The sequence below is a fragment of the Micromonospora sp. NPDC003776 genome (assembly GCF_053605645.1).
This window is the reverse complement of record NZ_JBSGJR010000014.1, coordinates 9,694-29,966: the sequence shown is the minus strand read 5'-3', so window position 1 is coordinate 29,966 and position 20,273 is coordinate 9,694. Positions and strand designations below refer to the sequence as shown.

Annotated in this window: 21 protein-coding genes and 3 pseudogenes; 7 read left to right on the top strand and 17 right to left on the bottom strand. The window is 69.0% G+C overall.

What is annotated here, in order from left to right; genetic code table 11:
• Positions 1 to 72 precede the first annotated feature (72 nt).
• The 5 genes from ACWEVO_RS02715 to ACWEVO_RS02695 all read right to left on the bottom strand — a co-directional run bounded on the left by ACWEVO_RS02715 (position 73) and on the right by ACWEVO_RS02695 (position 5,215).
• Entirely contained in the window at positions 73 to 1,116 is a 1,044-nt protein-coding gene (locus tag ACWEVO_RS02715) for a fatty acid desaturase family protein (RefSeq protein ID WP_452305832.1), read from the bottom strand.
• Positions 1,117 to 1,482: 366 nt separating this feature from the next.
• Entirely contained in the window at positions 1,483 to 1,737 is a 255-nt protein-coding gene (locus tag ACWEVO_RS02710) for a hypothetical protein (protein ID WP_452305831.1), read from the bottom strand.
• Positions 1,738 to 1,788: 51 nt separating this feature from the next.
• Positions 1,789 to 1,992, bottom strand: coding sequence for a cold-shock protein (locus ACWEVO_RS02705; RefSeq protein ID WP_452305830.1), 204 nt, complete (start codon positions 1,990 to 1,992; stop codon positions 1,789 to 1,791).
• 187 nt (positions 1,993 to 2,179) lie between these two features.
• The gene (locus ACWEVO_RS02700) at positions 2,180 to 3,607 is read right to left on the bottom strand and encodes a DEAD/DEAH box helicase (RefSeq protein WP_452305829.1); all 1,428 of its coding nucleotides are present in this window, start codon (positions 3,605 to 3,607) and stop codon (positions 2,180 to 2,182) included.
• 1,305 nt (positions 3,608 to 4,912) lie between these two features.
• Positions 4,913 to 5,215 (bottom strand): DUF4193 domain-containing protein, encoded by a 303-nt coding sequence (locus ACWEVO_RS02695; RefSeq protein ID WP_452305828.1) that lies wholly within the window; start codon positions 5,213 to 5,215, stop codon positions 4,913 to 4,915.
• Between the two features lie 328 nt (positions 5,216 to 5,543).
• Here ACWEVO_RS02695 and ACWEVO_RS02690 point away from each other — a divergent pair.
• From ACWEVO_RS02690 to ACWEVO_RS02680, 3 genes and pseudogenes are all read left to right on the top strand, one after another.
• Positions 5,544 to 6,152: pseudogene (locus tag ACWEVO_RS02690) on the top strand (hypothetical protein); the annotation flags it as partial.
• Positions 6,104 to 6,315: pseudogene (locus ACWEVO_RS02685) on the top strand (MerR family transcriptional regulator); the annotation flags it as partial. The pseudogenes ACWEVO_RS02690 and ACWEVO_RS02685, both read left to right, overlap by 49 nt.
• A gap of 191 nt (positions 6,316 to 6,506) precedes the next feature.
• A complete protein-coding gene (locus tag ACWEVO_RS02680; RefSeq protein WP_452305827.1) occupies positions 6,507 to 7,700 on the top strand; it encodes a PP2C family protein-serine/threonine phosphatase in 1,194 nt (397 codons plus the stop codon).
• Positions 7,701 to 7,770: 70 nt separating this feature from the next.
• Here ACWEVO_RS02680 and ACWEVO_RS02675 read toward each other — a convergent pair whose 3' ends face one another.
• The 3 genes from ACWEVO_RS02675 to ACWEVO_RS02665 all read right to left on the bottom strand — a co-directional run bounded on the left by ACWEVO_RS02675 (position 7,771) and on the right by ACWEVO_RS02665 (position 9,120).
• A complete protein-coding gene (locus tag ACWEVO_RS02675; protein WP_452305826.1) occupies positions 7,771 to 8,118 on the bottom strand; it encodes an STAS domain-containing protein in 348 nt (115 codons plus the stop codon).
• Entirely contained in the window at positions 8,115 to 8,576 is a 462-nt protein-coding gene (locus ACWEVO_RS02670) for an ATP-binding protein (RefSeq protein WP_452305825.1), read from the bottom strand. Before ACWEVO_RS02670 ends, ACWEVO_RS02675 begins: the two co-directional genes overlap by 4 nt.
• 247 nt (positions 8,577 to 8,823) lie before the next feature.
• Positions 8,824 to 9,120, bottom strand: a complete 297-nt coding sequence (locus ACWEVO_RS02665) for a helix-turn-helix domain-containing protein (protein WP_452305824.1) — start codon at positions 9,118 to 9,120, stop codon at positions 8,824 to 8,826.
• A 928-nt stretch (positions 9,121 to 10,048) separates the two neighbouring features.
• Here ACWEVO_RS02665 and ACWEVO_RS02660 point away from each other — a divergent pair.
• Complete coding sequence (locus tag ACWEVO_RS02660) at positions 10,049 to 11,062, top strand: LysR family transcriptional regulator (protein WP_452305823.1); 1,014 nt, start codon at positions 10,049 to 10,051, stop codon at positions 11,060 to 11,062.
• Here ACWEVO_RS02660 and ACWEVO_RS02655 read toward each other — a convergent pair.
• The 7 genes from ACWEVO_RS02655 to ACWEVO_RS02625 form a co-directional block, all read right to left on the bottom strand.
• Complete coding sequence (locus ACWEVO_RS02655) at positions 10,945 to 11,742, bottom strand: serine hydrolase (protein ID WP_452305822.1); 798 nt, start codon at positions 11,740 to 11,742, stop codon at positions 10,945 to 10,947. The genes ACWEVO_RS02660 and ACWEVO_RS02655 overlap by 118 nt on opposite strands.
• On the bottom strand, positions 11,739 to 13,361 hold the full coding sequence (locus ACWEVO_RS02650) for an N-acyl-D-amino-acid deacylase family protein (RefSeq protein WP_452305821.1): 1,623 nt from the start codon (positions 13,359 to 13,361) through the stop codon (positions 11,739 to 11,741). Before ACWEVO_RS02650 ends, ACWEVO_RS02655 begins: the two co-directional genes overlap by 4 nt.
• Positions 13,361 to 14,125, bottom strand: coding sequence for an amino acid ABC transporter ATP-binding protein (locus ACWEVO_RS02645; RefSeq protein ID WP_452305820.1), 765 nt, complete (start codon positions 14,123 to 14,125; stop codon positions 13,361 to 13,363). Before ACWEVO_RS02645 ends, ACWEVO_RS02650 begins: the two co-directional genes overlap by 1 nt.
• Positions 14,122 to 15,072, bottom strand: coding sequence for an amino acid ABC transporter permease (locus ACWEVO_RS02640; RefSeq protein WP_452305819.1), 951 nt, complete (start codon positions 15,070 to 15,072; stop codon positions 14,122 to 14,124). Before ACWEVO_RS02640 ends, ACWEVO_RS02645 begins: the two co-directional genes overlap by 4 nt.
• Positions 15,069 to 15,956 carry an ABC transporter substrate-binding protein gene (locus ACWEVO_RS02635; RefSeq protein WP_452305818.1) on the bottom strand — a complete coding sequence of 296 codons (888 nt, stop codon included), beginning with the start codon at positions 15,954 to 15,956 and terminating at the stop codon, positions 15,069 to 15,071. Before ACWEVO_RS02635 ends, ACWEVO_RS02640 begins: the two co-directional genes overlap by 4 nt.
• A 306-nt stretch (positions 15,957 to 16,262) precedes the next feature.
• Positions 16,263 to 16,436 carry a hypothetical protein gene (locus ACWEVO_RS02630; protein WP_452305817.1) on the bottom strand — a complete coding sequence of 58 codons (174 nt, stop codon included), beginning with the start codon at positions 16,434 to 16,436 and terminating at the stop codon, positions 16,263 to 16,265.
• The gene (locus tag ACWEVO_RS02625) at positions 16,433 to 16,834 is read right to left on the bottom strand and encodes a hypothetical protein (RefSeq protein ID WP_452305816.1); all 402 of its coding nucleotides are present in this window, start codon (positions 16,832 to 16,834) and stop codon (positions 16,433 to 16,435) included. Before ACWEVO_RS02625 ends, ACWEVO_RS02630 begins: the two co-directional genes overlap by 4 nt.
• Before the next feature lie 233 nt (positions 16,835 to 17,067).
• Here ACWEVO_RS02625 and ACWEVO_RS02620 point away from each other — a divergent pair, with 233 nt between their 5' ends.
• Positions 17,068 to 17,307, top strand: a complete 240-nt coding sequence (locus ACWEVO_RS02620; protein WP_452305815.1) for a winged helix-turn-helix domain-containing protein — start codon at positions 17,068 to 17,070, stop codon at positions 17,305 to 17,307.
• A 329-nt stretch (positions 17,308 to 17,636) separates the two neighbouring features.
• On the opposite strand, the pseudogene ACWEVO_RS02615 reads toward ACWEVO_RS02620, so the two are convergent.
• A pseudogene (locus tag ACWEVO_RS02615) lies at positions 17,637 to 18,059 on the bottom strand (ATP cone domain-containing protein); the annotation flags it as partial.
• On the opposite strand from ACWEVO_RS02615, the gene ACWEVO_RS02610 reads away from it, so the two are divergent.
• Positions 17,947 to 18,279 carry a hypothetical protein gene (locus ACWEVO_RS02610; RefSeq protein ID WP_452305839.1) on the top strand — a complete coding sequence of 111 codons (333 nt, stop codon included), beginning with the start codon at positions 17,947 to 17,949 and terminating at the stop codon, positions 18,277 to 18,279. The pseudogene ACWEVO_RS02615 and the gene ACWEVO_RS02610 overlap by 113 nt on opposite strands.
• A gap of 324 nt (positions 18,280 to 18,603) precedes the next feature.
• Here ACWEVO_RS02610 and ACWEVO_RS02605 read toward each other — a convergent pair whose 3' ends face one another.
• Positions 18,604 to 18,732, bottom strand: a complete 129-nt coding sequence (locus ACWEVO_RS02605; protein ID WP_452305814.1) for a hypothetical protein — start codon at positions 18,730 to 18,732, stop codon at positions 18,604 to 18,606.
• Positions 18,733 to 19,718: 986 nt separating this feature from the next.
• Between ACWEVO_RS02605 and ACWEVO_RS02600 the strand changes: the two genes are divergently transcribed.
• A partial coding sequence (locus ACWEVO_RS02600) for an FG-GAP repeat domain-containing protein (RefSeq protein ID WP_452305813.1) occupies positions 19,719 to 20,273 on the top strand: 555 nt, incomplete at its 3' end.

Genomic DNA, 20,273 nt, shown 5'->3' with positions numbered 1-20,273 from the left:
CGGGCACCCGGCGGGCAGCGTACGGGTCTCAGTAGGGGCTATCAGCTCCTGTCCGGGCTGTGGCATCGCACCTCAACGCGTGGCGACGCCGGTCGGAGGTGCGGGGGATCCGATGTCGTTCAGGTGGCGCAGTACCTCGGCCCAGGAGCGGCCCAGCGTGGTCTCGCGGTAGCCGATGTCGTGCTCGGCGCAGAACCGTCTGACCAGTGGTCGGGCGCGGCGCAGGTTGGGACACGGCATGCTCGGGAACAGGTGGTGTTCGATCTGGTAGTTCAGGCCGCCCAGCACGATGTCGAGGAACATTCCGCCGCGGACGTTGCGGGAGGTGAAGACCTGCCGCCGTAGGTAGTCGAGGTTGTCGTCGGCGCCGAGGATGGGCATGCCCTTGTGGTTCGGGGCAAAGGAGCAGCCGAGGTAGAGGCCGAGCACGCCCTGGTTGACGAAGATGAACGCGACCGCCTGCACCGGATCCAGGACCAGGAACACGGCGGTGAGGTAGCCGCCCAGGTGCAGGGCGAGGAGTGCGGCTTCGAGAGGTCGGCGGGCGATGCGGCGCGGGCCGAGGAGCGCCTTCACGCTGTTGGCGTGCAGGTGCAGGCCTTCCAGCAGGAGCAACGGGAAAAACAAATATGCCTGGTAGCGCAGGAACAGTGCACCGAGGCCACGTCGACGGCCGGCCTGGTCGGCGGTGAAGGATAGCGGCGCCACGGTGATGTCGGGGTCCTTGCCTTCGGTGTTGGGGTGGGCGTGGTGCCGGTTGTGCTTGTCCACCCACCAGCCGTAGCTGATCCCGGCCAGGAGGTTGCCGTGCACGATGCCGATCAGGTCGTTCCCCCGGCGCGAGCGGGCTACCTGCCGGTGCCCGGCGTCGTGGCCGATGAACCCGGCCTGCGCGAAGACCACCCCCAGGAGCACCGCGAGGCCGAGCTGCCACCACGATTCACCCAATCGGACGAACAGGACGCACAATCCGGCGAAGGAACCGACGACGAGGCCGACACGCACTGCGTAGTAGCCGCGCCTTCGCCCGAGCAGACCCGCCGCGCGGGCCAGCCGGGACAGGTCCGCATAGTCGCTGCCCCGCTGCCCGTCGGTGCCGAGGCTGGTATCGCTCACGATCGCTGCTCCCGCTGGTCCTTCTCCGTCGGCCTGTCCCACCGGCGGCGGCACGACCAGCCGGTCAGCCCGGCCATGACCTGTTGAAACGTCCGCCGCGTGCCCGGGCTCCGGCGGCCCCGCCGCATCAGGCCGCACCCGCCGGGGCTGCCGACGAGGCCCTCGATCCGTTGGCCCACCGATCCCGACTCCCCCCGCGCTTGCTCGCTGGTCGGCCCTGCGGCGGGCTGGCCCCGGCGCCTCTTCACCTTGGATTCTCGGCAATCGACCAACCCGTCGCAGCGGATTGGGCTCAACAGCGCCGCAGCACGAGGTCGCCACGGTGGGGAGGTGTGCGCCTGGCGAACGGTCCGAGCGGAGCGCCCCTCACGGGGACGGCGCGTCGACGAGATCGGCCGGGTCGAGACGCAGGAGGGCGAGCAGCCCGCCGTGCTCTTCGGGGTCCACCCGCTCCGGTAGCTCACGCTCGACCCAGTCGGCGCGGACCTGCTGGCCACTGACGTGGGCTGAGTTCGTCGAGGCGGGTCTGTTGCGGGAGTACGGCCGGACCAGCGGTTTGAGGCCGGGAAGGACCGCGGTGTCGGAACGGACCGGCGTTCGCCGGTCCGTGGTCTCAGCCACCGCCGTGGCGACGGGCGACGCCTTGTCGCCACGGCTTGGCGGAGTCAAACGTCAGACCGGGCGGATGTTGGCGGCCTGAAGGCCCTTCTGGCCCTGCTCGACGTCGAACTCGACCCGCTGGTTCTCTTCCAGGCTGCGGAACCCGCTCGATGAGATGGCCGAGAAGTGGGCGAAGACGTCCGCGCCGCCACCATCCTGCGCGATGAAGCCGAAGCCCTTGTCCGCGTTGAACCACTTGACTGTGCCGAATGCCATGTCTTCTCCCGTGAGTAGCGGTTGGGGCCAGGTGCGGCCCTCGGTTGCCGCCGCTGCTGGTCGGGAAGAACCGGCAGGACAGAAAGCGCCTGGCGGGTTAGATACCCACCAGGCGCTGGCAAAGTATGCGACGAACCGAAGGTTGCAACCCGGTGAGGCTAGCACGGGCGGCGCGGTGTCTTCGCGGTCAGCGCTGACCGCGCCGGCTACCAACCCGCGTGGCGGAAGAGAACGCCGCCGCGCCCCGTGTCCCGGACGTGGTTTCCGCGGCACTCGCCCGACGACTTCCCGATCCTCTCCCGCGCGCTGCGCTGGCGGTCGATCCGCCCGTCGCTGTGCGCGGATCCGGGCGCCGCGTGGCGCTGTGGCCGCGTCCTTGATGTGGCGCCGTCGTCGCTACGGGAGGCGCCACGAAGCGGCGCTCGCCCGGGGCGAGTTCGGTGAGCAGCGAGTCACCGGGCCCAAGCTGGGTGATGGTCGGGTTGATGCCGGCCTGGCGGGTGAGGTCGCGCACGTCGCTGACCTGGTCGTCGGTCATCAGGGTGACGACGGTGCCGCTCGCTCCGGCACGCGCGGTCCGCCCCGAGCGGTGCAGGTATGCCTTGTGCTCGGCGGGCGGGTCGGCGTGGATCACGAGAGTTACGTCGTCGACGTGGATTCCGCGCGCCGCGATGTCGGTCGCGACGAGCGTGCGGGCGTCGCCGGCGGAGAACGCCGCCAGGTTGCGGGTGCGGGCGTTTTGCGCCAGGTTGCCGTGCAGCTCCACGGCGGGCACGCCCGAGGCGACCAGTTGACTGGTCAGCTTCTTGGCGCCCCGCTTGGTGCGGGTGAATACGAGCGTTCGGCCCGGGGCGGCCGTCAGGTCGATCAGGACGGGGAGCCGGTCATCGTGACGCACTCGGAGCACGTGGTGGGTCATCGCGGCGACCGGGGACATCGCCGAGTCGACGCTGTGGGTGACTGGGTTGGAGAGGTACCGCCGCACGAGGACGTCGACGCCCGCGTCGAGCGTCGCGGAGAACAGCAGCCGCTGGGAGCGGGGCGGTGTTTTGTCGAGGAGTCGCCGTACGACCGGCAGGAAGCCCAGGTCTGCCATGTGGTCCGCCTCGTCGAGCACCGTGACCTCGACGGCGTCGAGGATCGCGTGGCCGGTCGACACGTGGTCGGCGAGCCGGCCGGGACAGGCGATGAGGATATCGACGCCGGCACGCAGTGCACCGGCCTGTGGCCGCGCGCTCACCCCACCGAAGATCGTCAGGGTCCGCAGCGACAGCGCGGTGGCCAGCGGTGCGATCGTCGCTTCGATCTGGGTCGCCAGCTCGCGGGTGGGCGCCAGGATGAGCGAGCGCGGGCGGCCGGGTAGCCGCGGGGACGTGGCGGCCGAGAGCCGGGCGAGGACCGGGAGTGCGAAGGCGTATGTCTTGCCCGATCCTGTCCTGCCACGACCCAGTACGTCACGTCCGGCGAGTGAATCCGGCAGCGTCGCGGCCTGGATCGGGAATGGTGTGCTGATGCCCGCCTGTTCGAGCGCGGCGACCAGGCGGGCGGGCACGCCAAGGTCGGCGAAGGAGGTGGGTGTGACAAGGGGTGTTTTGCTGGGGCGGCGTGCCGCCATGGGAGTCTCCGAACGTGGAAGGGGTCGCCCTGCACGGCGCTGGCCGATTGGTCGCGGCGCGTGGTGGTCGACATCAGGGGCAGGCCGTGGTCGGAAACCGGCGGACTGGTTGATCAGTCTACCCGCACCCGGGCCGCACGCGATTGCTTTCTGGGTTAGGGTTCGACGGGCCGAGCGAACTGGATCCGACGCCCCCTGCGAGCGGCAGGATCGGCCCCGCTCATCTTCGCACCCGGCTTGCATGTGCGAGCGGGTGGATCGCGCGTTGGCGCGCAAACTTGGAGCAGCTCTTGACTGATGTAACCGTCCATAACTCGAATTTGTTCCGTGAAGCACCGGGAGCAGATGCGGCTTTCAACCACACCCCTGTCGTCGACGTGAGCTCGGCTGCGATGACCCGCCTGCGCACCCCGTTCCGCGTCGAGGGTGACGCTGACCGGAAGCCGACGACTCGTTAGGCATCACGACGCAACGCAGCCCAGTCGGTAAGGGCTACCACCCGTGTCGGTTCGACGCGCCGCAGGTAGCGACGTCCTGTGCAGGTGGATCAGCACCCCTCCACGACTGGACCACCGGGCGGTGGCGGTGGACCGCCGCTCGGCCTTGCCCGCGTACGTTGTCGCGTCGGCCATCCCGATCAAGCCCCGTCGAGGGGGGTGCCGCGACCCGCGGCCGCCGCACCCATCGTGACCCCGGGGTGGTCGCCGCAGCGCAACAGCGCACGGTGTAGGCGCCGCCCGTCTCGACGCCGGTGACGAGAGCCGGACAGCTCAGGACATGACCTGCTTGGGGTCTGACTGGATGGCTGGGAGGCACGGGCGCCGAGGCGGTCGAACGTAGTCGTCGTCGGCGCGCTGTTGAATCGCCTCGATCGGCCCGTGGATGCGCTCGCCGGACATCCGCTGGGAACGGAATACGCGCGGCGCCGCGAAGGCGGCGCTGCGCGGACCCGTCCTGCGCCGGCCCGATCAGGTCTCCCAACTCTCGTCCGCAATCCGTGGTTTCCCGATCACACCAGCCGCCTTCCCAAGATCATTATCGTTCGTCTTTCTGCAGGTGGTGCTATACCGTCGGCAGGTGAGAATCGAGCGTCATTGGTGGAACGGGGACCGGAGCCCGCGGGGGCGTCGCGACGTCTACATCCGCACCGACGGCCAGCGATGGGAAGTAGAGGCGCAGACCGGCGGCATCGCAGGTCGGTCGAAGCTACACCCCTGTCCGGGTCGGGCGTCTGCGGAGATCCTCGCCAGCGCATGGCTGGGTGGGCGTCCGGAATGGCGGGAAATGATGGCCTGACAGTGGACGTCAGGAGCAGTCCTGGCAGACGTCCCGGCCGTCGGCCTGCGCGGCGAGCTGACTGCGGTGGTGCACCAGGTAGCAGCGTGCGCATCGAAACTCGTCCGGCTGCATTGGCACGACCGCCACGGTCAGTTCCTCGCCCGACAGGTCCGCGCCGGGCAGCTCGAAGTTCTCGGCGGCCTCGGCCTCGTCGAGGTCGACTGTTGCTGACTGCGGCGCCGCACCGCGCGCCTTGAGTTCCTCCAGGCTGTCGTCCTCAGCGTCAACGGCCGGTCGGCGCGGTGCGTCGTAATCGATGGGCTTGCTCATCGTGATGGCCTCTCCGGCTTTGGTTTGTGTCACGACGGTAGCCAGCGGCCCATGTCGTGGCGCTCAAGCGAGCGGTGGAAGGATAGCGCTCGCCCTCGGATGCGAGGGGCGCTATTTGCAGTGATCGCCGTCCCGGCGGAGAATGACTCCCCACTCCCCCGGCCATCGCCGACCCCGGAAGGCACTGCGAGACGATGTCCGGGGCCGGTCGTTGCCGTCTGTCGCCCTCGCGAAGAGGTGCTCCATGACCGCGACGCGAAGTGCGCGCCCGCGTTCTTGCCTCTGAAGGCATCGGCATCCTGCGTACCCCGCCGCAAGCGCCGAGGCCAACGCGTACGCGCAGAGACAGGTGCGTACGTTAGGGCACGAGTGCCTCGACGGGATCACCCCCGCACTTGCTGACGCCCTGGCCGAATACGTCACGCATTACAACGAGCACCGACCGCATCAGGCCCGATATCAGGGCATCCGCTCGGCGCAAACCGCGATGATCATCCCTCTGGTTGACCGAGGCCGTCGAAGTACGGAGACGCTGCTGCTCGCGTGCTGCTTCCCCGTCACCATCGCCGCGGACCCCCGCAGCCGTGTGCCGACGAAAGGCTCCACCAACGGATCAACCGCTTCGGCGGTTACCCCACTGGCGCGGGCTCTGGACCGAGCCCCGGCCGCCGAGGCGCTGACCCTTTCCATACGGTGGAGGCGAGGCGACTTTGCCCTTCCCGCGTCGGGCAGCACGATTTGCGTAAACGGCCGGCTCGTCGGTCTCGGTCTCGGCCGTGGTTGGCGTATCGGCATCCTCGGCGTGGGCGTCTTGAACGGGCTCGGCCTCCGACATCGGTATCTCCCTGGATTCGTGGCGCTTCCTGCGAGCCATTCACAGCCGGCGGACGCGGACTGCTCCGAACGCTCGGCGAACTGCGTGACGCCGGCATCTTAGGCACCGACCGCGCCGCCCTGCTCGACCGGCTTGCCATGTTCCACACCGCCGCCACAGCCCGCGTCACTGCCCTACGCGACCAACTCGCCACGGCCGAGGGCTTCGCCGACACCCTCCGGGCCGCGAACTCGACCACCACGGCTACGAAGGCCCCAGTACCTGAACACCGCCGCCTGGCCAGCGGCGGCCTGCTCGGTCCGGTCGGCGGCGACTGGCACCGCATCCCCCTGAGTGGCCGGGCGGCGGCGTGCGTCGGGCTAGGCCACCGTGGCGCACTGGCGCAGGATGGGTGGAGCGTCCGCGTACTCTGACCGGTCGGGTAGCCCCGCGTGGGCTGGGTGAAGGTCGGTGGGCATGGGCGAGCGGGACGCACTGCAAGGTCTGCTGCGGCAGTCGCACCACGCCCGGCCTGAGGACCTGCCGGGGATGGCACGGCGGGCCGCCCGGCAGCTCGGCGCCGACGAGATGATCCTCTATGTTGTCGACCACGAGCAGCGTCAGCTGCTTCCCCTGCCCGGTCCGGACGCACCGCGCCGGGACTCGCTGAGCATCGAGGGGACCCTGGCCGGCCGGGCATTCAGCATGCTGCACCCCTGCGGCGGGCCGGTGGACGACGGTGCGCGGTTGTGGTTGCCGTTGCTCAACGGTCTGGAGCGTGTGGGCGTCGCGGAGGTGGTCGCCGCAGCTGTCGTGCCTGACTCCGCCGTGGCCGCGTTCGAGGCGGTCGCCTCCCTGCTCGCCGAGCTGGTGATCATGCAGTCCCGCTACAGCGACACGATCGAGCAGCTCCGGCGCCGGGAGCCGATGGGCCTGCCCGCCGAGATGCTGCGCGCCCAACTTCCAGCGCTTACCTACTCTACCGGCAGCTTGATCATCAGTGGGATCCTGGAGCCCTGCTACGAGGTGGGTGGTGACGCCTTCGACTACGCGGTCAACGGCGACATCGCCCACCTCGCATTGTTCGACGCCGTCGGGCACGGCTCCGGTGGCGGGATGCGTGCCGCGATGCTCGCCAGCCTGGCCCTGGCCGCGTACCGCAATGCCCGTCGGGGCGGCTTCGACCTGGTCGAGACCTACCATCACATCGACACCGCGGTGCGTGACCACGACCGGCGCGGGCTGATCACCGGGGTGCTGGCCGAACTCGACCAGCGCACCGGCCGGCTGCGGGTCATCTCCGCCGGACACCCGGGCGGGCTGGTGCTCCGCCACGGCAGGGTCGCCACCGTCCTGCCCACGCCCACCGCCCTGCCGGTGACCCTCGGCGACCAGCGCCCCCCGGTGGTGGTCGAGGAAGCCCTCGAACCCGGCGACGACGTGCTGTTCTACACCGACGGCATCACCGAGGCCCGGTCGGCCGACGGGGAACGGTTCGGCACCGAGCGGCTGGTCGACTTCACTGTCCGGGCCCTGGCCGACGGGCTTCCGCTGCCAGAGACCGCCCGGCGTCTCGTCCACGCGATCCTCGCCTACCAGGATGACCGGCTCCAAGACGACGCCACTGTACTCATGGTCCGCTTCCTTGAGCCCACGACAGGCCGGGCCTGACCGCCCCACAGTCCCAGCGCCGCCGCGGCTGTTGCGCCACCCGCGGTGACGGGATCCCAGCCTGGCGTACTCAGATCGCGGCGGCTGGCGGATCTGCCGCCCGGCCGAACAGCTCCATGATGCCGGTCATGTCGAGGACCCGGCGGACCTGCCCAGCGGCGTTGACCAGCGTGAGATCCACTCCCCGGCCGGCCGCGTGGTGGTGCGCTCCGACCAGGGTGCTGAGCACGGTCGAGTCGATGAAGGTCAACCCCGCCAGGTCGATCTCCACCGTCCCGGCCTGGGCGATGGTCTCGTGCAGCAGGTCGTCGAGCCGGTCGGCGCCCGACATGTCGATCTCACCGGACAGCGCCAGGACACGACGATCGGCGCCGACGTCGACACGGCAGTGCCAGGTCTGCTCCATGGCCACTGTCACCCTCCCTCGTTCACGGTCGATTGGGCGCCCAGCCGCGCGGTCACCGAGGCGGTCGTTCCCTGTCCGGAGTTGTCGATCATCAGTCCTTCGGTGAGCTGCTGTGCCAGCCACAGGCCCCGGTGGCCGACCTCCCCTGCCGATGGCAGGGCGACGGCCATCTCACCCAACCCAGGCCCGTTGTCGCTGACCTGGCAGGTCAGCAGGTCGTGGTGCTGCCACAGCCGCACCTCGCCGCTCCCCCCGCCATGGCGCACCACGTTGGTGACCAACTCGTGCACCGCCAACACGAAGTCCTCCAGCGCGTGGCCGATCAGACCTGCCGAACGGGCTGCCGCGGCAACCGTGTGACGCAGCGCCGTCACCCGCGCAGCGGTGATCTCTTCCGACAACAACGCCACTTCGTCGGCGCCACGAGCGGCATTCCACCCGGCACCCACGTCGTCCGTTCCGCCGCCCATGATCGGACGCTACACGCCGCCGATCCGCCGCGCCCGGGCACGCCGGCCGGCTACGACGGCGACGCCTCGGTACCGCCGGTCACGCGCAGCATCCCGGTCGTCGGCCGGGATGTGAGGAGGTGCGACGAGCGGGGCGGCCAGGACCGAGGCGGGAACGGGGACCTTCGCCTGGCGGGCCGGCCGGCTCATCGCTCGCCGACCACCTCGCACGAGGGCGTGCTGGCCGGTCCGGTCGCCGCGGCCCACGCTACTGCTTCTCGTTCTGCCGAAGGGCTTCCTCGAGTTGGTCTTCCAGAATGATGATCCGGCAGGCGGCCTCCAGGGCGGTGCCCTGGTCGACCATCTCGCGGGCCCGGGCGGCCAGGCGCAACTGGTAGCGGGAGTAGCGGCGGTGCCCACCGGACGAGCGGTGCGGGTTGATCAATTTCGCCTCGTCCAGGCGGCGCAGGAAGTCCTGCGTGGCGCCGAGCATCTCCGCGGCCTGGCCGATCGTGTAGGCCGGGTAGTTCTCATCGCCGAACATGTCATCGGGGTTTTGCCCCATGTCACCTCCACGTCGAGGGCCCCGGCGCTTACGCGCCGGGGCCCAGGGTTACGGGTCAGAACACCATCTGCCGACAGGAGCGTCGGCTTGTCATATCCGCACCAGCCGCAACTGACGGCTTCGGGTGCGAGGATCGCATATGCGTGACCGGAGACCACCTCTCGTTCGATGGAAACTGCGGTGTCCGCCCGGCCCGAAATGACGGCCGTAGGCGGGCGATCCAACGGTGTACGGCCCTCCCTTTCCTCTGCCACTTCTTTCCCTTGCTGGTCGTACGGTCCACCGGTACCGGAGCCCACGCGACTTCATGGCCCCGACACGCACGGCGAACATCAGCTGGAGCCCCAAAAAGAGCCTTGGCCCCACCTGCACCCCGGCGCGTGTCACGCCGGGTCTGACGTGCTCGTACTGCCTCTCGGGAGGAAACGATGAAGAATGTTCCCTCCTCGCCGCCCGTCGTGACCTCACGGCCGGACGGCCCGTCTGCGTCTTGACGGATCTTACCTCTCGACTCGAAGAAGAGTATTGCACACCGCCGAAGATGTCTAGTCGTCCCAACCTAGATTTCCTGGTCGCCGGGCATCAGGATGACTGGTCCGCCGAGCAAGCATTGCGAGAGCCATGGCGACAACGCCCCGACGCCGATGCCGGCTGCCGGCTGCCGGCCGATGAACACCGCCGCATGGTCGAGGACGAACCCGGGCGGTCGCGTTGGTCGCGCTCACCGCCCACGACGCAGCACTCCGCAGGCCCTCGCCGGCAGGCAGGTACGGCCCACGCCTGTCTCGCCACCGCCGTGGTTCTTGTCGGCATCGTCGCGATGGTTGCCTGCGCCCGCGTCCCTGGGGCCGGCCGGCATGCGAGAGTGTGGGCCGGGTGGCGGTCGACGGCTGACCGCACTGCCCGTGAGCAGGGAGGCATACGGCCGATGTTCAACACCGCACGCCTGCAGGTCGTCCTGGAGATCGCCCGCCACGGCACCATCGTCGCCGCCGCGGAGCGGCTTGGGCTGACCCCGTCCGCGGTCTCCCACCAGCTCGCCACCCTCGAACAGGAGGCCGGGGTGGCGCTGGTGGATCGGGGGCCGCGCAGTCTGCGGCTCACGGTCGCGGGCCAGCGCCTGGCGGACTACGCGCAGCAGATCGTCGATCTGATGTCGGCGGCCCGCGACGAGCTGTCCGCCCACGGCGAGGGCCGCCAGGGACTGCTGCGGATCGGGTTCTTCGCCACCGCCGGCACGGAACTGCTGCCGCGCGCGCTGTCGAGCTTCACCCGCGACCATCCGCTGGTCGAGCTGGCGCTGATCCTGGGGCAGCCGCACGAACTGCTGCCGCGCCTGCACCAGGGTGAGCTGGACCTGGTGGTGGTCTTCGACCATCCGCTGAGTCCGGCGCAGGCATCGCCGCACATGAAGGTCGAGCCGCTGATGGTGGACCCGCAGCTGGTGGTGCTCCCCGCCGATCATCCGCTCGCCCGCCAGCGGCGGCTTCGCCTGGCGGACCTTGCCGCCGAGCCGTGGATCACCACCCTCGGCGTGCAGGGCGAGGTGTCGGTGCTGGAGCTGGCGGCGCGGGCGGAGGGCTTCCCGCCGCGGGTCCGCTGCCGCAGTGACCACTACGAGGTGGTGCTGGGCCTGGTGCGGGCCGGTGTCGGAGTGGCGCTGGTGCCGTCGCTCGGCCTGCGCAACCCCGGCGGGGTGGCGGTGCGGCAGCTCGCCCACGCCAAGCTGTACCGGGAGATCGGTGTGGCGCTGCGCCCCGGTAACCCCAATCCGGTGGTCGGCAGGTTCGTCGAACGGCTGACCGACGCGGCGGCGACGCTCAGTCAGGAGTTGTCGGAACGGTGGGGTCCGGCGAGCCGATCGACCGTCGCGCCCCAGCGCCGCAGCTCGGCCACGGCGGCCCGCTCGGCACCGGGCGCGAACGAGCAGATCACGGCGTAGACGACGGTGTGCCGGCCGGTCACGATGCCGGTGTCGGCGCGTACCCCGGTGTCGGTGCCGGTTTTGTTCTCCACCCGGACGCCGTCGCCGGACCAGGGGTCGTGGCCGATTGCGTCGGCGACCATGGTGCGGTCGGTGTTCCCGGCGAGCCAGCCGCGCAGCAGCTGGCACGCCCGCGGGCTCTGCCAGGTCCCTTCTGCCACGTCGGTGAGGAAGGCGCACAGTTCGCGGGCGGTGCCGGTGGCGAAGGTTTCTGGTAGGCCGGGGCCGCGTTCGTCGCGGATCTGGTCGTGCACGGTGGTGTCCCGCAGCCCCGCGCGGCGGCCCAGTTCCTGCACGGCGTTCAGGGTGACCAGGCGAAGCAGCATGTTGGTGGCGGCGTTGTCGCTGACCGCGGCGACCACCGTGGCCAGGTCAGCGACCGTCCATTGCCGGGGTGACAGCTGGCCGAGCAGGCCGCTGCCGCCGACCTCTCGGTCTTCATCCAGCAGCGCGACGTGCTGATCTGCGGTGAGCGTCCCGTCGGCGAGCCGGCGGGCCACCTCGCCGAGGAGCAGCACCTTGCCGACGCTGGCTAGGGGCAGGACCAGGTCGGCGCCGGCCGAGAGGGTGCGGCCGTCGTCCAGCCGCCGCACCATCGCCCCGACCCGCACCCCAGGGGCGCCGTTAGATGCACTCATCGCCGCCCCCGCACAACCGGCTCCCGATCCGTTACCGCCAGCACCCGCCCGGGCCGGGCGTCTGTGACGTCCCCGCCGTCCACGACGACCTCGCCGCCCACCATCACGCACCGCACCCCGCGTGGCGGTGTTAGGGGATCGTCGTAGGTGGCGCCGTCGGCGACCCTCTGCGGGTCGAAAACCACCAGGTCCGCGGCGTACCCGTCAGCGAGCAGCCCGCGGTCTCGCAGGCCGAAGCGGCGGGCGGGCATCCCTGTCATCTTGTGCACCGCCTCCGCCAGATCCAGCAGTCCCACGTCACGAACGTAGTGGCCGAGCACCCGGGCGAAGCTGCCCGCCCACCGTGGGTGGGGTCGGCCCCCCTTTGGTACGCCGTCGGAGCAGATCATGGTCAGCGGGCTGGCCAGCACCCGGCGCACGTCGTCCTCGTGCATGGAGTGGCTGAGGATGGTGACGTCGCTGTGTTCGGCGACCAGCAGGTCGCAGGCGTAGTCGACGGGGTCGACGCCGCGTGCGGTGGCCAGGTCGGCGATGGTGTGCCCCTGGGCGTCGGGGTTGTTCGGGGCGGACGCGACGCGGATCAGGTCCCAGCCGCCGTTGCCGACGGTGTTCTCCCAGCCGGGCAGGCCGGCGACCAGGTCGTGGCGGATCCGGTCGCGGACGGCCGGGTCGGTGGCGGCGGTGAGCATCGCCGGTACCCCGTCGGCGATCAGCCACGGTGGCAGCATCGCGTGCAGGGCGGTGCTGCCGGCCGTGTACGGGTAGACGTCGCAGGTGACATCGAGGCCGTCGGCGCGCGCCCGTTCGAGGCGGGCGAGGGTGCGGACCGTCGCGCCCCAGGAGCACCGCCCGGCCGTCTTGTGGTGGGAGACCTGCAGCGCCGACCCCGCTGCAGTCGCGATCTCGATGGCCTCCTCGAGCGCCGATTCGACCTGCGACATCTCGTCGCGCAGGTGCGTCACGTACGGCTTGCCGTGTGCGGCCGCCACCCGCGCGAGGGCGATCACCTCGTCAGTGCCGGCGTTGACGCCCGGCGAGTAGATCAGTCCGGTCGACAGACCGGCAGCGCCTGCGGCGAGCGCCTCGTCGAGCAGCTCGCACATCCGCTGGATTTCCGCAGGGGTGGCCCGCCGCTGGCCGAAGCCGACCACCGCGGCCCGCAGCGTGCCGTGGCCGACGAGAGCGGCGAGATGGTTGCGCCGGGCCGCACCCTGCGCGTCGGCGAACTCGGCGAACGACGCATACGCCGACGCCGGTGGGCCGAACGTCGCGGCGATCAACTCCCCCACCGGCCCGACCCGGTCGGGCGGGACCGGGAACGGGCTGATGCCGCAGTTCCCGCAGATCTCCGTCGTGACGCCTTGCAGCAGCGGCGCCCAGCGCAGCACCTCCCGCTGCTCGTCATCCCCGGCGAGCAGGTCCGAATGGGTGTGCACGTCAATGAAGCCCGGCGCGACGACCAGCCCGGCCGCGTCGATGACCTCGGCGGCGGCGGTGCGACTGCCCGGCGGCAGCAGCACAAGCCGCCCCTCACGGACACCCACGTCGCCCGGGCGGGCCGGCTGGCCGGTGCCATCGACCACGTTCCCGCCGGTGATCAGCACGTCGAGCCGCGCCATCACAGCACCTTCGACAGGAACGCCCGGGTACGGTCGTGCTGCGGTGCGGCGAGCACCTGCCGGGGTGGCCCCTGCTCGACGATCAGGCCCTCGTCCATGAAGACGAGGTGGTCGCCGACCTCCCGGGCGAAGCCCATCTCGTGGGTCACCACGATCATGGTCATCCCGCTCGACGCGAGGTCCTTCATCACCTCCAGCACCTCACCGACCAGCTCCGGGTCGAGCGCCGAGGTCGGCTCGTCGAACAGCATCAGCTTCGGCGACATCGCCAGCGACCGGGCGATAGCGACCCGCTGCTGCTGGCCGCCGGACAGGTGCGCCGGGTAGTGGTGGGCGCGGTCGGCCAGCCCGACCCGGTCGAGCAGGTCAGCGGCGCGCCGCCGCGCGTCGGCTGCCGGGACGCCCTTCACCGCGACCAGGCCCTCCATCACGTTTTCGAGGGCGGTGCGGTGCGGGAACAGGTGAAAACGCTGGAAGACCATGCCGATCGACTCGCGCTGGCGGCGCAGTCGCGCGTCCGGCAGCGGCCGCAGCCGCCCGCCGCGCTCCTCGTATCCGATCAGCTCGCCGTCGACGTAGACCCGACCCGCCTGCGGCTCCTCAAGGTGGTTGAGGCAACGCAGCAGGGTGGACTTGCCGGAGCCGGAAGGGCCGACCACGCAGACTACCCGTCCCCGCTCGATGGTCAGGTCGATGCCGCGCAGCACCTCCAGCCGCCCGAAGCTCTTGCGCAGGGAGCGGCACTCCACCATCGGCGGGGTCATCGCGCGCTCCCCGTGAAGCGCAGGTTGCGGGCGATCCGCCCACGCAGGGCCCCTGGCGCGGTGCCGCCGAAGCCGCGGCTGAACCGGCGTTCCAGGTAGTACTGGCCGACGCTGGCGACGGTGGTCAGGACCAGATACCACAGGGACGCGACGATCAGCAGGGCGATCACCTCGAAGTTGGTCAGGTAGAGCCGCTGGGTGACGGTGAGCAGGTCGGCGCCGGCGATCACCGACACCAGCGAGGTGGTTTTGAGCATGGAGATGAACTGGTTGCCGGTCGGCGGGACGATGATCCGCATCGCCTGGGGCAGCACCACCCGCCTCATGATCTTCATGCGGGACATGCCCAACGCCGCCGCAGCCTCCTGCTGGCCAGGGTCGACCGCGCGCAGGCCGGCCCGAACGATCTCGCTCATGTAGGCGCCCTCGTTGATGCTCAGCCCCAGCAGCGCCGCAACGAAACCAGTAATCAGGGTGTTCGTCTCCCAGGTCACCAGCTTCGGGCCGCCGAACGGCACACCCAACCCGATCTCCGGGAAGATCAGCGCGATGTTGAACCAGAAGATGAGCTGCACCAGCAGCGGCGTGCCGCGGAAGAACCACACGTAGGCCATGGCCCCGACGCGCAGGATACGACTGTCGGACACCTGCATCAGCGCCACCACCACGCCGAGCACCACGCCGATCGCCATGGACGCGACCGTGAGCTGGACGGTGACCCACAGCCCTTCCAGGATGACCCGGTCGAACTGGTACTTGACGACGATGTCCCAGTGCAGGTTCGGGTTGATCGCGATGGTCCAGACGAGCCAGGCCAGGATCAGGACGGTAACCCCGGCGGCCACCCAGCGCCCCGGTCGTAGCGGGTGGCTGATCCGGTTCGACTCCGGGCCGGCGGGCCCGGCCGCAGCCGGGCCCGTGACGGTCGCATCCACCGGTGTGCTCACTTCTGGTCGTTGACCGTCGCGGTCTGCACACCGCTGCCCTGCACGCCCCACTTCTCGAGGATCTTGGCGTAGTCGCCCGCCTCGATCAGCTCCTGCAGGGCCCGCTGGACGGCGTCACGCAGCTGGCTGTCCTTCTTATCGATAGCGATGCCCCACGGGCCGGCCTCGTACTGGGCCTCCAGCACCTCGTACTTGCCGCTCTCCTGGGCCAGCATCTTGGCCACCGGGTAGTCGACGATCGTGGCCACCGCGCGCCCGGCGTCGATCTGCAGCAGACCGGTCGGGGCGTCCTCGCTCTGCGAGATCGTCATCTTCTTCGCGCACGAAGCGTTCTGCTTCTCGCCGATGGCGAGGTTGGAGCTGCCCTTGGCCAGCACCACGGCCCGCCCGCACAGGTCCGCGAGGTCCTTCACCCCGGCCGGGTTACCCTTCGCCACCATGATCGCACCGCCGGCCTGGAAGTAGTCGACGAAGTCGACGGCCTTACGGCGCTCCTCGGTGTCGCTCATCGAGGACATCGCCAGGTCCCAACGATCGGCCTGCAGGCCCGGGATCAGGCCCGGGAAACTCGCGTTGGTCATCTCCAGCTTCAAGCCGAGCCGCCCGGCGATCGCCGCCGCCAGCTCCGGGTCGACGCCGGTGAGCTCCTGGGTTCCCTCCTTGTACATCTCCATCGGCGGGTAGCCCTCGGCGGTGGCGACCCGCAGGGCGCCCTTCTCCTTGACGGCTGCCGGAACCAGGTCGGCGGCCTTGGCGTCGGCCGCGGCTGAGGCGGAGGCACCGGCCTGCGGGGGCTGACCGCTGGTCGAGCGTCCGCAGCCAGCGACGGCGAGCGAGAGTGCGGCGAGACCGACGACAATGCGAAGCGCACGCTTCCTGACCACCGGAAACCTCCTGCCTGAGACGATGGCGGGGACCCTACTCCGGGATCGGCCAGCGTGAACAGCCCGAATGCTTTGCGGGCTGAGCATCGCAATCCTCGATGCTCACCCGGAGAAGGGCTGGGGTAACACGCTTCGAACGCGCCGGCGGCCAGCCGAGTCACCTGCTTGCATCGGTGACCCTGTAGGTGTGAACTCTCGGCGAGTCGATCGGATCGGGCTTCACGCGAGGTCAGACGGACTGCTGAGGCCCTTCTTGGCTCGGTTCGGCTGGCAAGGTTGCTGTACTTCGCTGCTGTACTGCTGGCCTCACGCGAGGCGCTGGATGCGAACCTTTGGGCGCTCGTTCTTGAGGTGGCCTTGCTTGTGCTGGCGGACCTGCTCGTCCCAGATCTCCTGGTCGTAGTCCGGGTTCGGCGGGATCCACTTGTGGGAGCCGTCGCTGTAGTGGAACTTCTCGTCGCCGGGTCGCAGGATGCTCATCGGGTCCAGCCGAGGAAGCGGTGGTGCAGGTGCCCGGCGGGGACGTGGACGAGGTCCTGGGCAGCATCGACGAGCTGGGCAGCCAGATAGAGGGCCAGCGACACCGGGGCTCGGACGTACTCGGCTCGCAGCTCCCGACGCCGGGTCTGGCAGGGCCACTCCTCCGCACAGCCGCCGCACGTCCAGGCCGGCTTGATGGGGTGGTGAGTGGTTATCGCGGGCCGTTCTGGCTGGGCGTGGCCGCGGTTGATCGGGATGCGGTGGCGGCTTCGGCACGGCAGGGTGGCGCCGCAGCGGCAGATGTGTCGCCAGTGCCGCCAGGACCACACGGGCCGGTGGCGACGGGCGAGGGTGAGCGCTGCCGCCAGGACGTACTCGTCGTAGGAGACCCGTTTCATCGGTTCGCCACTGCCGTCGAGGCCACTATCCGCCGGGTTGGGGGATCGGAAGGGAGCACTGCCGCCTCCTGGTGCCGCAGGTGTTCGAAGGCGTGGATGCCCGATCACGGGGGATGCGCCGGGCATCCACGCCGGCGAGGACGGCCCACAGCGCCAACCGGGGGAATCGACCTCCTTGGCAACCTCCCATAGGTACCGTTGGGTGGTCAAGGGCTGGCGTAGGTGGTCTACTCGTGTTGCCAACCGAGGGGAACACCGTGCCACCGCGTTACCGCTACGAGCAGATCGCCGATGACCTCGCCGAACGCATCGCGTCCGGCGAGTTCACGCCGGGCTCCAAGCTGCCCAGCCGTAGAGAGCTGATCGAGCATTACGGCGTCACCGAGCCCGTGATCGACCGAGCTATGCAGGTGCTAAGGATCAAGGGAATGACCGAGACCCTGCCAGGCGTGGGTGTCTTCGTAGCCGAGTAAGCCCCTTCAGTCAGTTGGCCTGGCCCAAGCCTCGTTCGAATCGCCCTCCGGCAAACACCCCCAGGTGCGTTGACGGCGGCCGCGTACAAACACGCAGGAATCCGAGCGAGCGTGTCCGGCCACGGCGCCGGCGGTGGCGTCAATCGCTGATGTCAAGCCGGCCTTGCCACAACTCGGGCTCGCCGACGGTGCGGCAATGGTTTACCACAACGACCACAAACAAGCCTTCCATCGATCACTTCGCCCGGGAACTCCTCCTGGGCGATCGGGCAAATATCATTCCGGGCTTCACCGCTTGCCACGTTTCCTCCACGTTGATCTATGCTTTCGCCTCGGCGACACCTGGCGTAGGGAGCCACGGCCTTGGTCTCGCGCTCGAAGTCGGCGAGCGAGTCGAAGGAGCGGTAGACGCTGGCGAACCGCAGGTAGGCCACCTCGTCGAGGTCGCGCAGCGGCCCGAGGATGGCCAGCCCGACCTCGTGGCTGGGGATCTCGGCGGCCCCCTTGGCCCGGACGGTCTCCTCGACCTTCTGCGCGAGCAGCGCGATGGAGTCGTCGTCGAACGGCCGGCCCTGGCACGCCTTGCGCACCCCGCCGATGATCTTGTTCCGGCCGAACGGTTCGGTCACCCCGCTGCGCTTGACCACCGCGAGCACCGCCTCCTCGACGGTGGTGAACCGCTTGCCGCACTTCGGGCAGGATCGCCGCCGCCAGATGAGCTGGCCGTCTTCGGCCTCCCGCGAGTCGACCACCCGGGAGTCGGCGTGCCGGCAGTACGTCGCGGCGAAATCAAAATCCGGCGTACAGGTCGACTCGTCCGTCGCCCACCAGGTCAGCCGCCGCTATATAACGGCTGACACGGTGCTTCTTCAGGCGCTGGTGGGTGTTGTCGGTCGTCTCTGGTCGTCGTTTGCCGGCCCCGCGACGGCCCAGACGGCCCAGCGACGACCCAGGCTGAGCCTTCGCTTGTAAGGCGCGCTCGGCGATGGTCGTGGCGTCCGTCGCCGTCCGTGACGCCCGGGACCTGCGCTTGGTCCGTCCGGTGGTATTCGCTGAAGGCCGGCTTCGTTGATGTCAGCTGAAGATGTCAAGCGATTGTGAAGGGCGCTTCGATCTCGCGGGCGAAGACCTCGGCGTCCAGGTCGTTCGACTCGATCCGAATGCGGTAGCCGACCGGGTCCCGGACGATGATCTCCGAGGACAGTTCGAGCAGGGAGAGCCGCTTCGCGGTCGTGACACACCAGATCTGGATCTGGGTCCGGGCCCTGCCCGGGGACTCCTCCCAGACCGCGTCGATCAGCTCCGCGCAGGCAACACCCGACCGGGCCGCAGCAGCAGCGTGGCGAGCACGATCTGATCCCGACCCGCGGTGACGGTGGCCTCGCCGCCACGGACCCGCAGGGATCCCAGGATCTCAGACGGCATCTGTCCCCTGCACGCCACTGCCACTTCCAGCAGCGTATCCCGTGGGTAACTCATCGACGCCGGGATGCGATAGCGAGGTGATAGTGGATCGACAGCGACAAGCGCGAGACTCGTCCCCGCTTCTGCTTCGCTTCTCGGTCTGGCAGATGCCTTCGGTTGGACCTTTTGGACTGTACGCGCCACTTACAGACGACTGGTCCGCCAACTAGATGGAAGGGGATACCTTGCGATTGATTAGTAGCGGCTTGATTCGGATGGCGAGGGCGACGATAGTCGGAGCACTCGCAATCTGTATCGTCGCCAGCGCCGGTCCGGCATACGGGGCCCCAGTCGGTCCGTCCTTTTCGCCCACGGAATGCGATCCTGGCACCTCTACACTGGCCTACAGCAGAATATCTAAGAGTGCAACGGTAACGCATTATGAGGCGAAGGAGGTAGCAAAGGGAACAAGCAACACCAGGGGCGAGACCGTCTCTAAATCCAAGACATTTACGGCTGGGGTAACGTATGACACTAACACTACGATAGACGCCAGTGCGGTAATCGCCGGCCTCTCAGCGGAGTCAGGATATAGCCTTCAGGCCGTAGATGAACATACCAATACTAAAGACATAACGTCAGACTGGACCTTCGATAACATCGACGGCACCGGGAGTAAGGTATACATCTTATTCTCAGGCGTCGAGGTGGTTGCCGCGAACTTCACACATTATAAGTGTGACGCTTCTCGTCAACCGTATGTCGCAGGTACCGGGGAAGCCCACAGCTGGGACCTGGAGGTGGTGGGCACCGTTGGATGTGATCCCGACGACACTGCTATGAGTTTGGTCGCGACCGCGGCCAAAGCTAAGTGCCCGAGTCTGGAGAGCACTCCCATGTTCCTGGGTGCACAAGGAGGTGGACTAGCCGCGTGTGGCTACAGCGAGTGCTTCTACTGGAACAGCAGTGGGTCGGGGGACGGTGGAACCGGTGGAACTCTGCCACCGGTGCCCGGCGACTTTAACGGCGACCGCAGGGTAGACATCATCGCCCGCCACGCCCAGACCAAGGACCTCCACCTCTACACCGGCAACGGCACGGGCGGCTTCCAGTCCGGCACCGGCACGGCCATCAGCAACAACTGGACGAACTACGACACCATCTTCTCCCCCGGCGACTTCAACGGCGACAGCAAGCCCGATATCCTCGCCCGTCACGCCCAGAGCAAGGACCTCCACCTCTATACTGGCAATGGAAGGGGCGGCTTCCAGTACGGCACCGGCACGGCCATCAGCAACAACTGGTCCAACTACGACGTCATCTTCTCGCCAGGTGACTTCAACGGCGACAGCAAACCTGACGTGCTCGCCCGCAACGCCCGGACCAAGGCCCTCCACCTCTATGCCGGCAACGGCACAGGCGGCTTCCAATCCGGCACCGGTGCGGCGATCAGCAATAACTGGACCGACTACGACGTCATCTTCTCGCCAGGTGACTTCAACGGCGACAGCAAACCTGACGTGCTCGCCCGCAACGCCCGGACCAAGGCCCTCCACCTCTAT

What these genes read in the sequence shown, in the direction of transcription:
- ACWEVO_RS02705 (WP_452305830.1), bottom strand. Translation starts at nt 1,992, where the DNA reads ATGGCATTCGGCACAGTCAAGTGGTTCAACGCGGACAAGGGCTTCGGC.
- ACWEVO_RS02700 (WP_452305829.1), bottom strand. Translation starts at nt 3,607, where the DNA reads ATGGCGGCACGCCGCCCCAGCAAAACACCCCTTGTCACACCCACCTCC.
- ACWEVO_RS02695 (WP_452305828.1), bottom strand. Translation starts at nt 5,215, where the DNA reads ATGAGCAAGCCCATCGATTACGACGCACCGCGCCGACCGGCCGTTGAC.
- ACWEVO_RS02680 (WP_452305827.1), top strand. Translation starts at nt 6,507, where the DNA reads ATGGGCGAGCGGGACGCACTGCAAGGTCTGCTGCGGCAGTCGCACCAC.
- ACWEVO_RS02670 (WP_452305825.1), bottom strand. Translation starts at nt 8,576, where the DNA reads ATGGGCGGCGGAACGGACGACGTGGGTGCCGGGTGGAATGCCGCTCGT.
- ACWEVO_RS02665 (WP_452305824.1), bottom strand. Translation starts at nt 9,120, where the DNA reads ATGGGGCAAAACCCCGATGACATGTTCGGCGATGAGAACTACCCGGCC.
- ACWEVO_RS02660 (WP_452305823.1), top strand. Translation starts at nt 10,049, where the DNA reads ATGTTCAACACCGCACGCCTGCAGGTCGTCCTGGAGATCGCCCGCCAC.
- ACWEVO_RS02655 (WP_452305822.1), bottom strand. Translation starts at nt 11,742, where the DNA reads ATGAGTGCATCTAACGGCGCCCCTGGGGTGCGGGTCGGGGCGATGGTG.
- ACWEVO_RS02650 (WP_452305821.1), bottom strand. Translation starts at nt 13,361, where the DNA reads ATGGCGCGGCTCGACGTGCTGATCACCGGCGGGAACGTGGTCGATGGC.
- ACWEVO_RS02645 (WP_452305820.1), bottom strand. Translation starts at nt 14,125, where the DNA reads ATGACCCCGCCGATGGTGGAGTGCCGCTCCCTGCGCAAGAGCTTCGGG.
- ACWEVO_RS02630 (WP_452305817.1), bottom strand. Translation starts at nt 16,436, where the DNA reads ATGAGCATCCTGCGACCCGGCGACGAGAAGTTCCACTACAGCGACGGC.
- ACWEVO_RS02625 (WP_452305816.1), bottom strand. Translation starts at nt 16,834, where the DNA reads ATGAAACGGGTCTCCTACGACGAGTACGTCCTGGCGGCAGCGCTCACC.
- ACWEVO_RS02605 (WP_452305814.1), bottom strand. Translation starts at nt 18,732, where the DNA reads ATGCCGTCTGAGATCCTGGGATCCCTGCGGGTCCGTGGCGGCGAGGCC.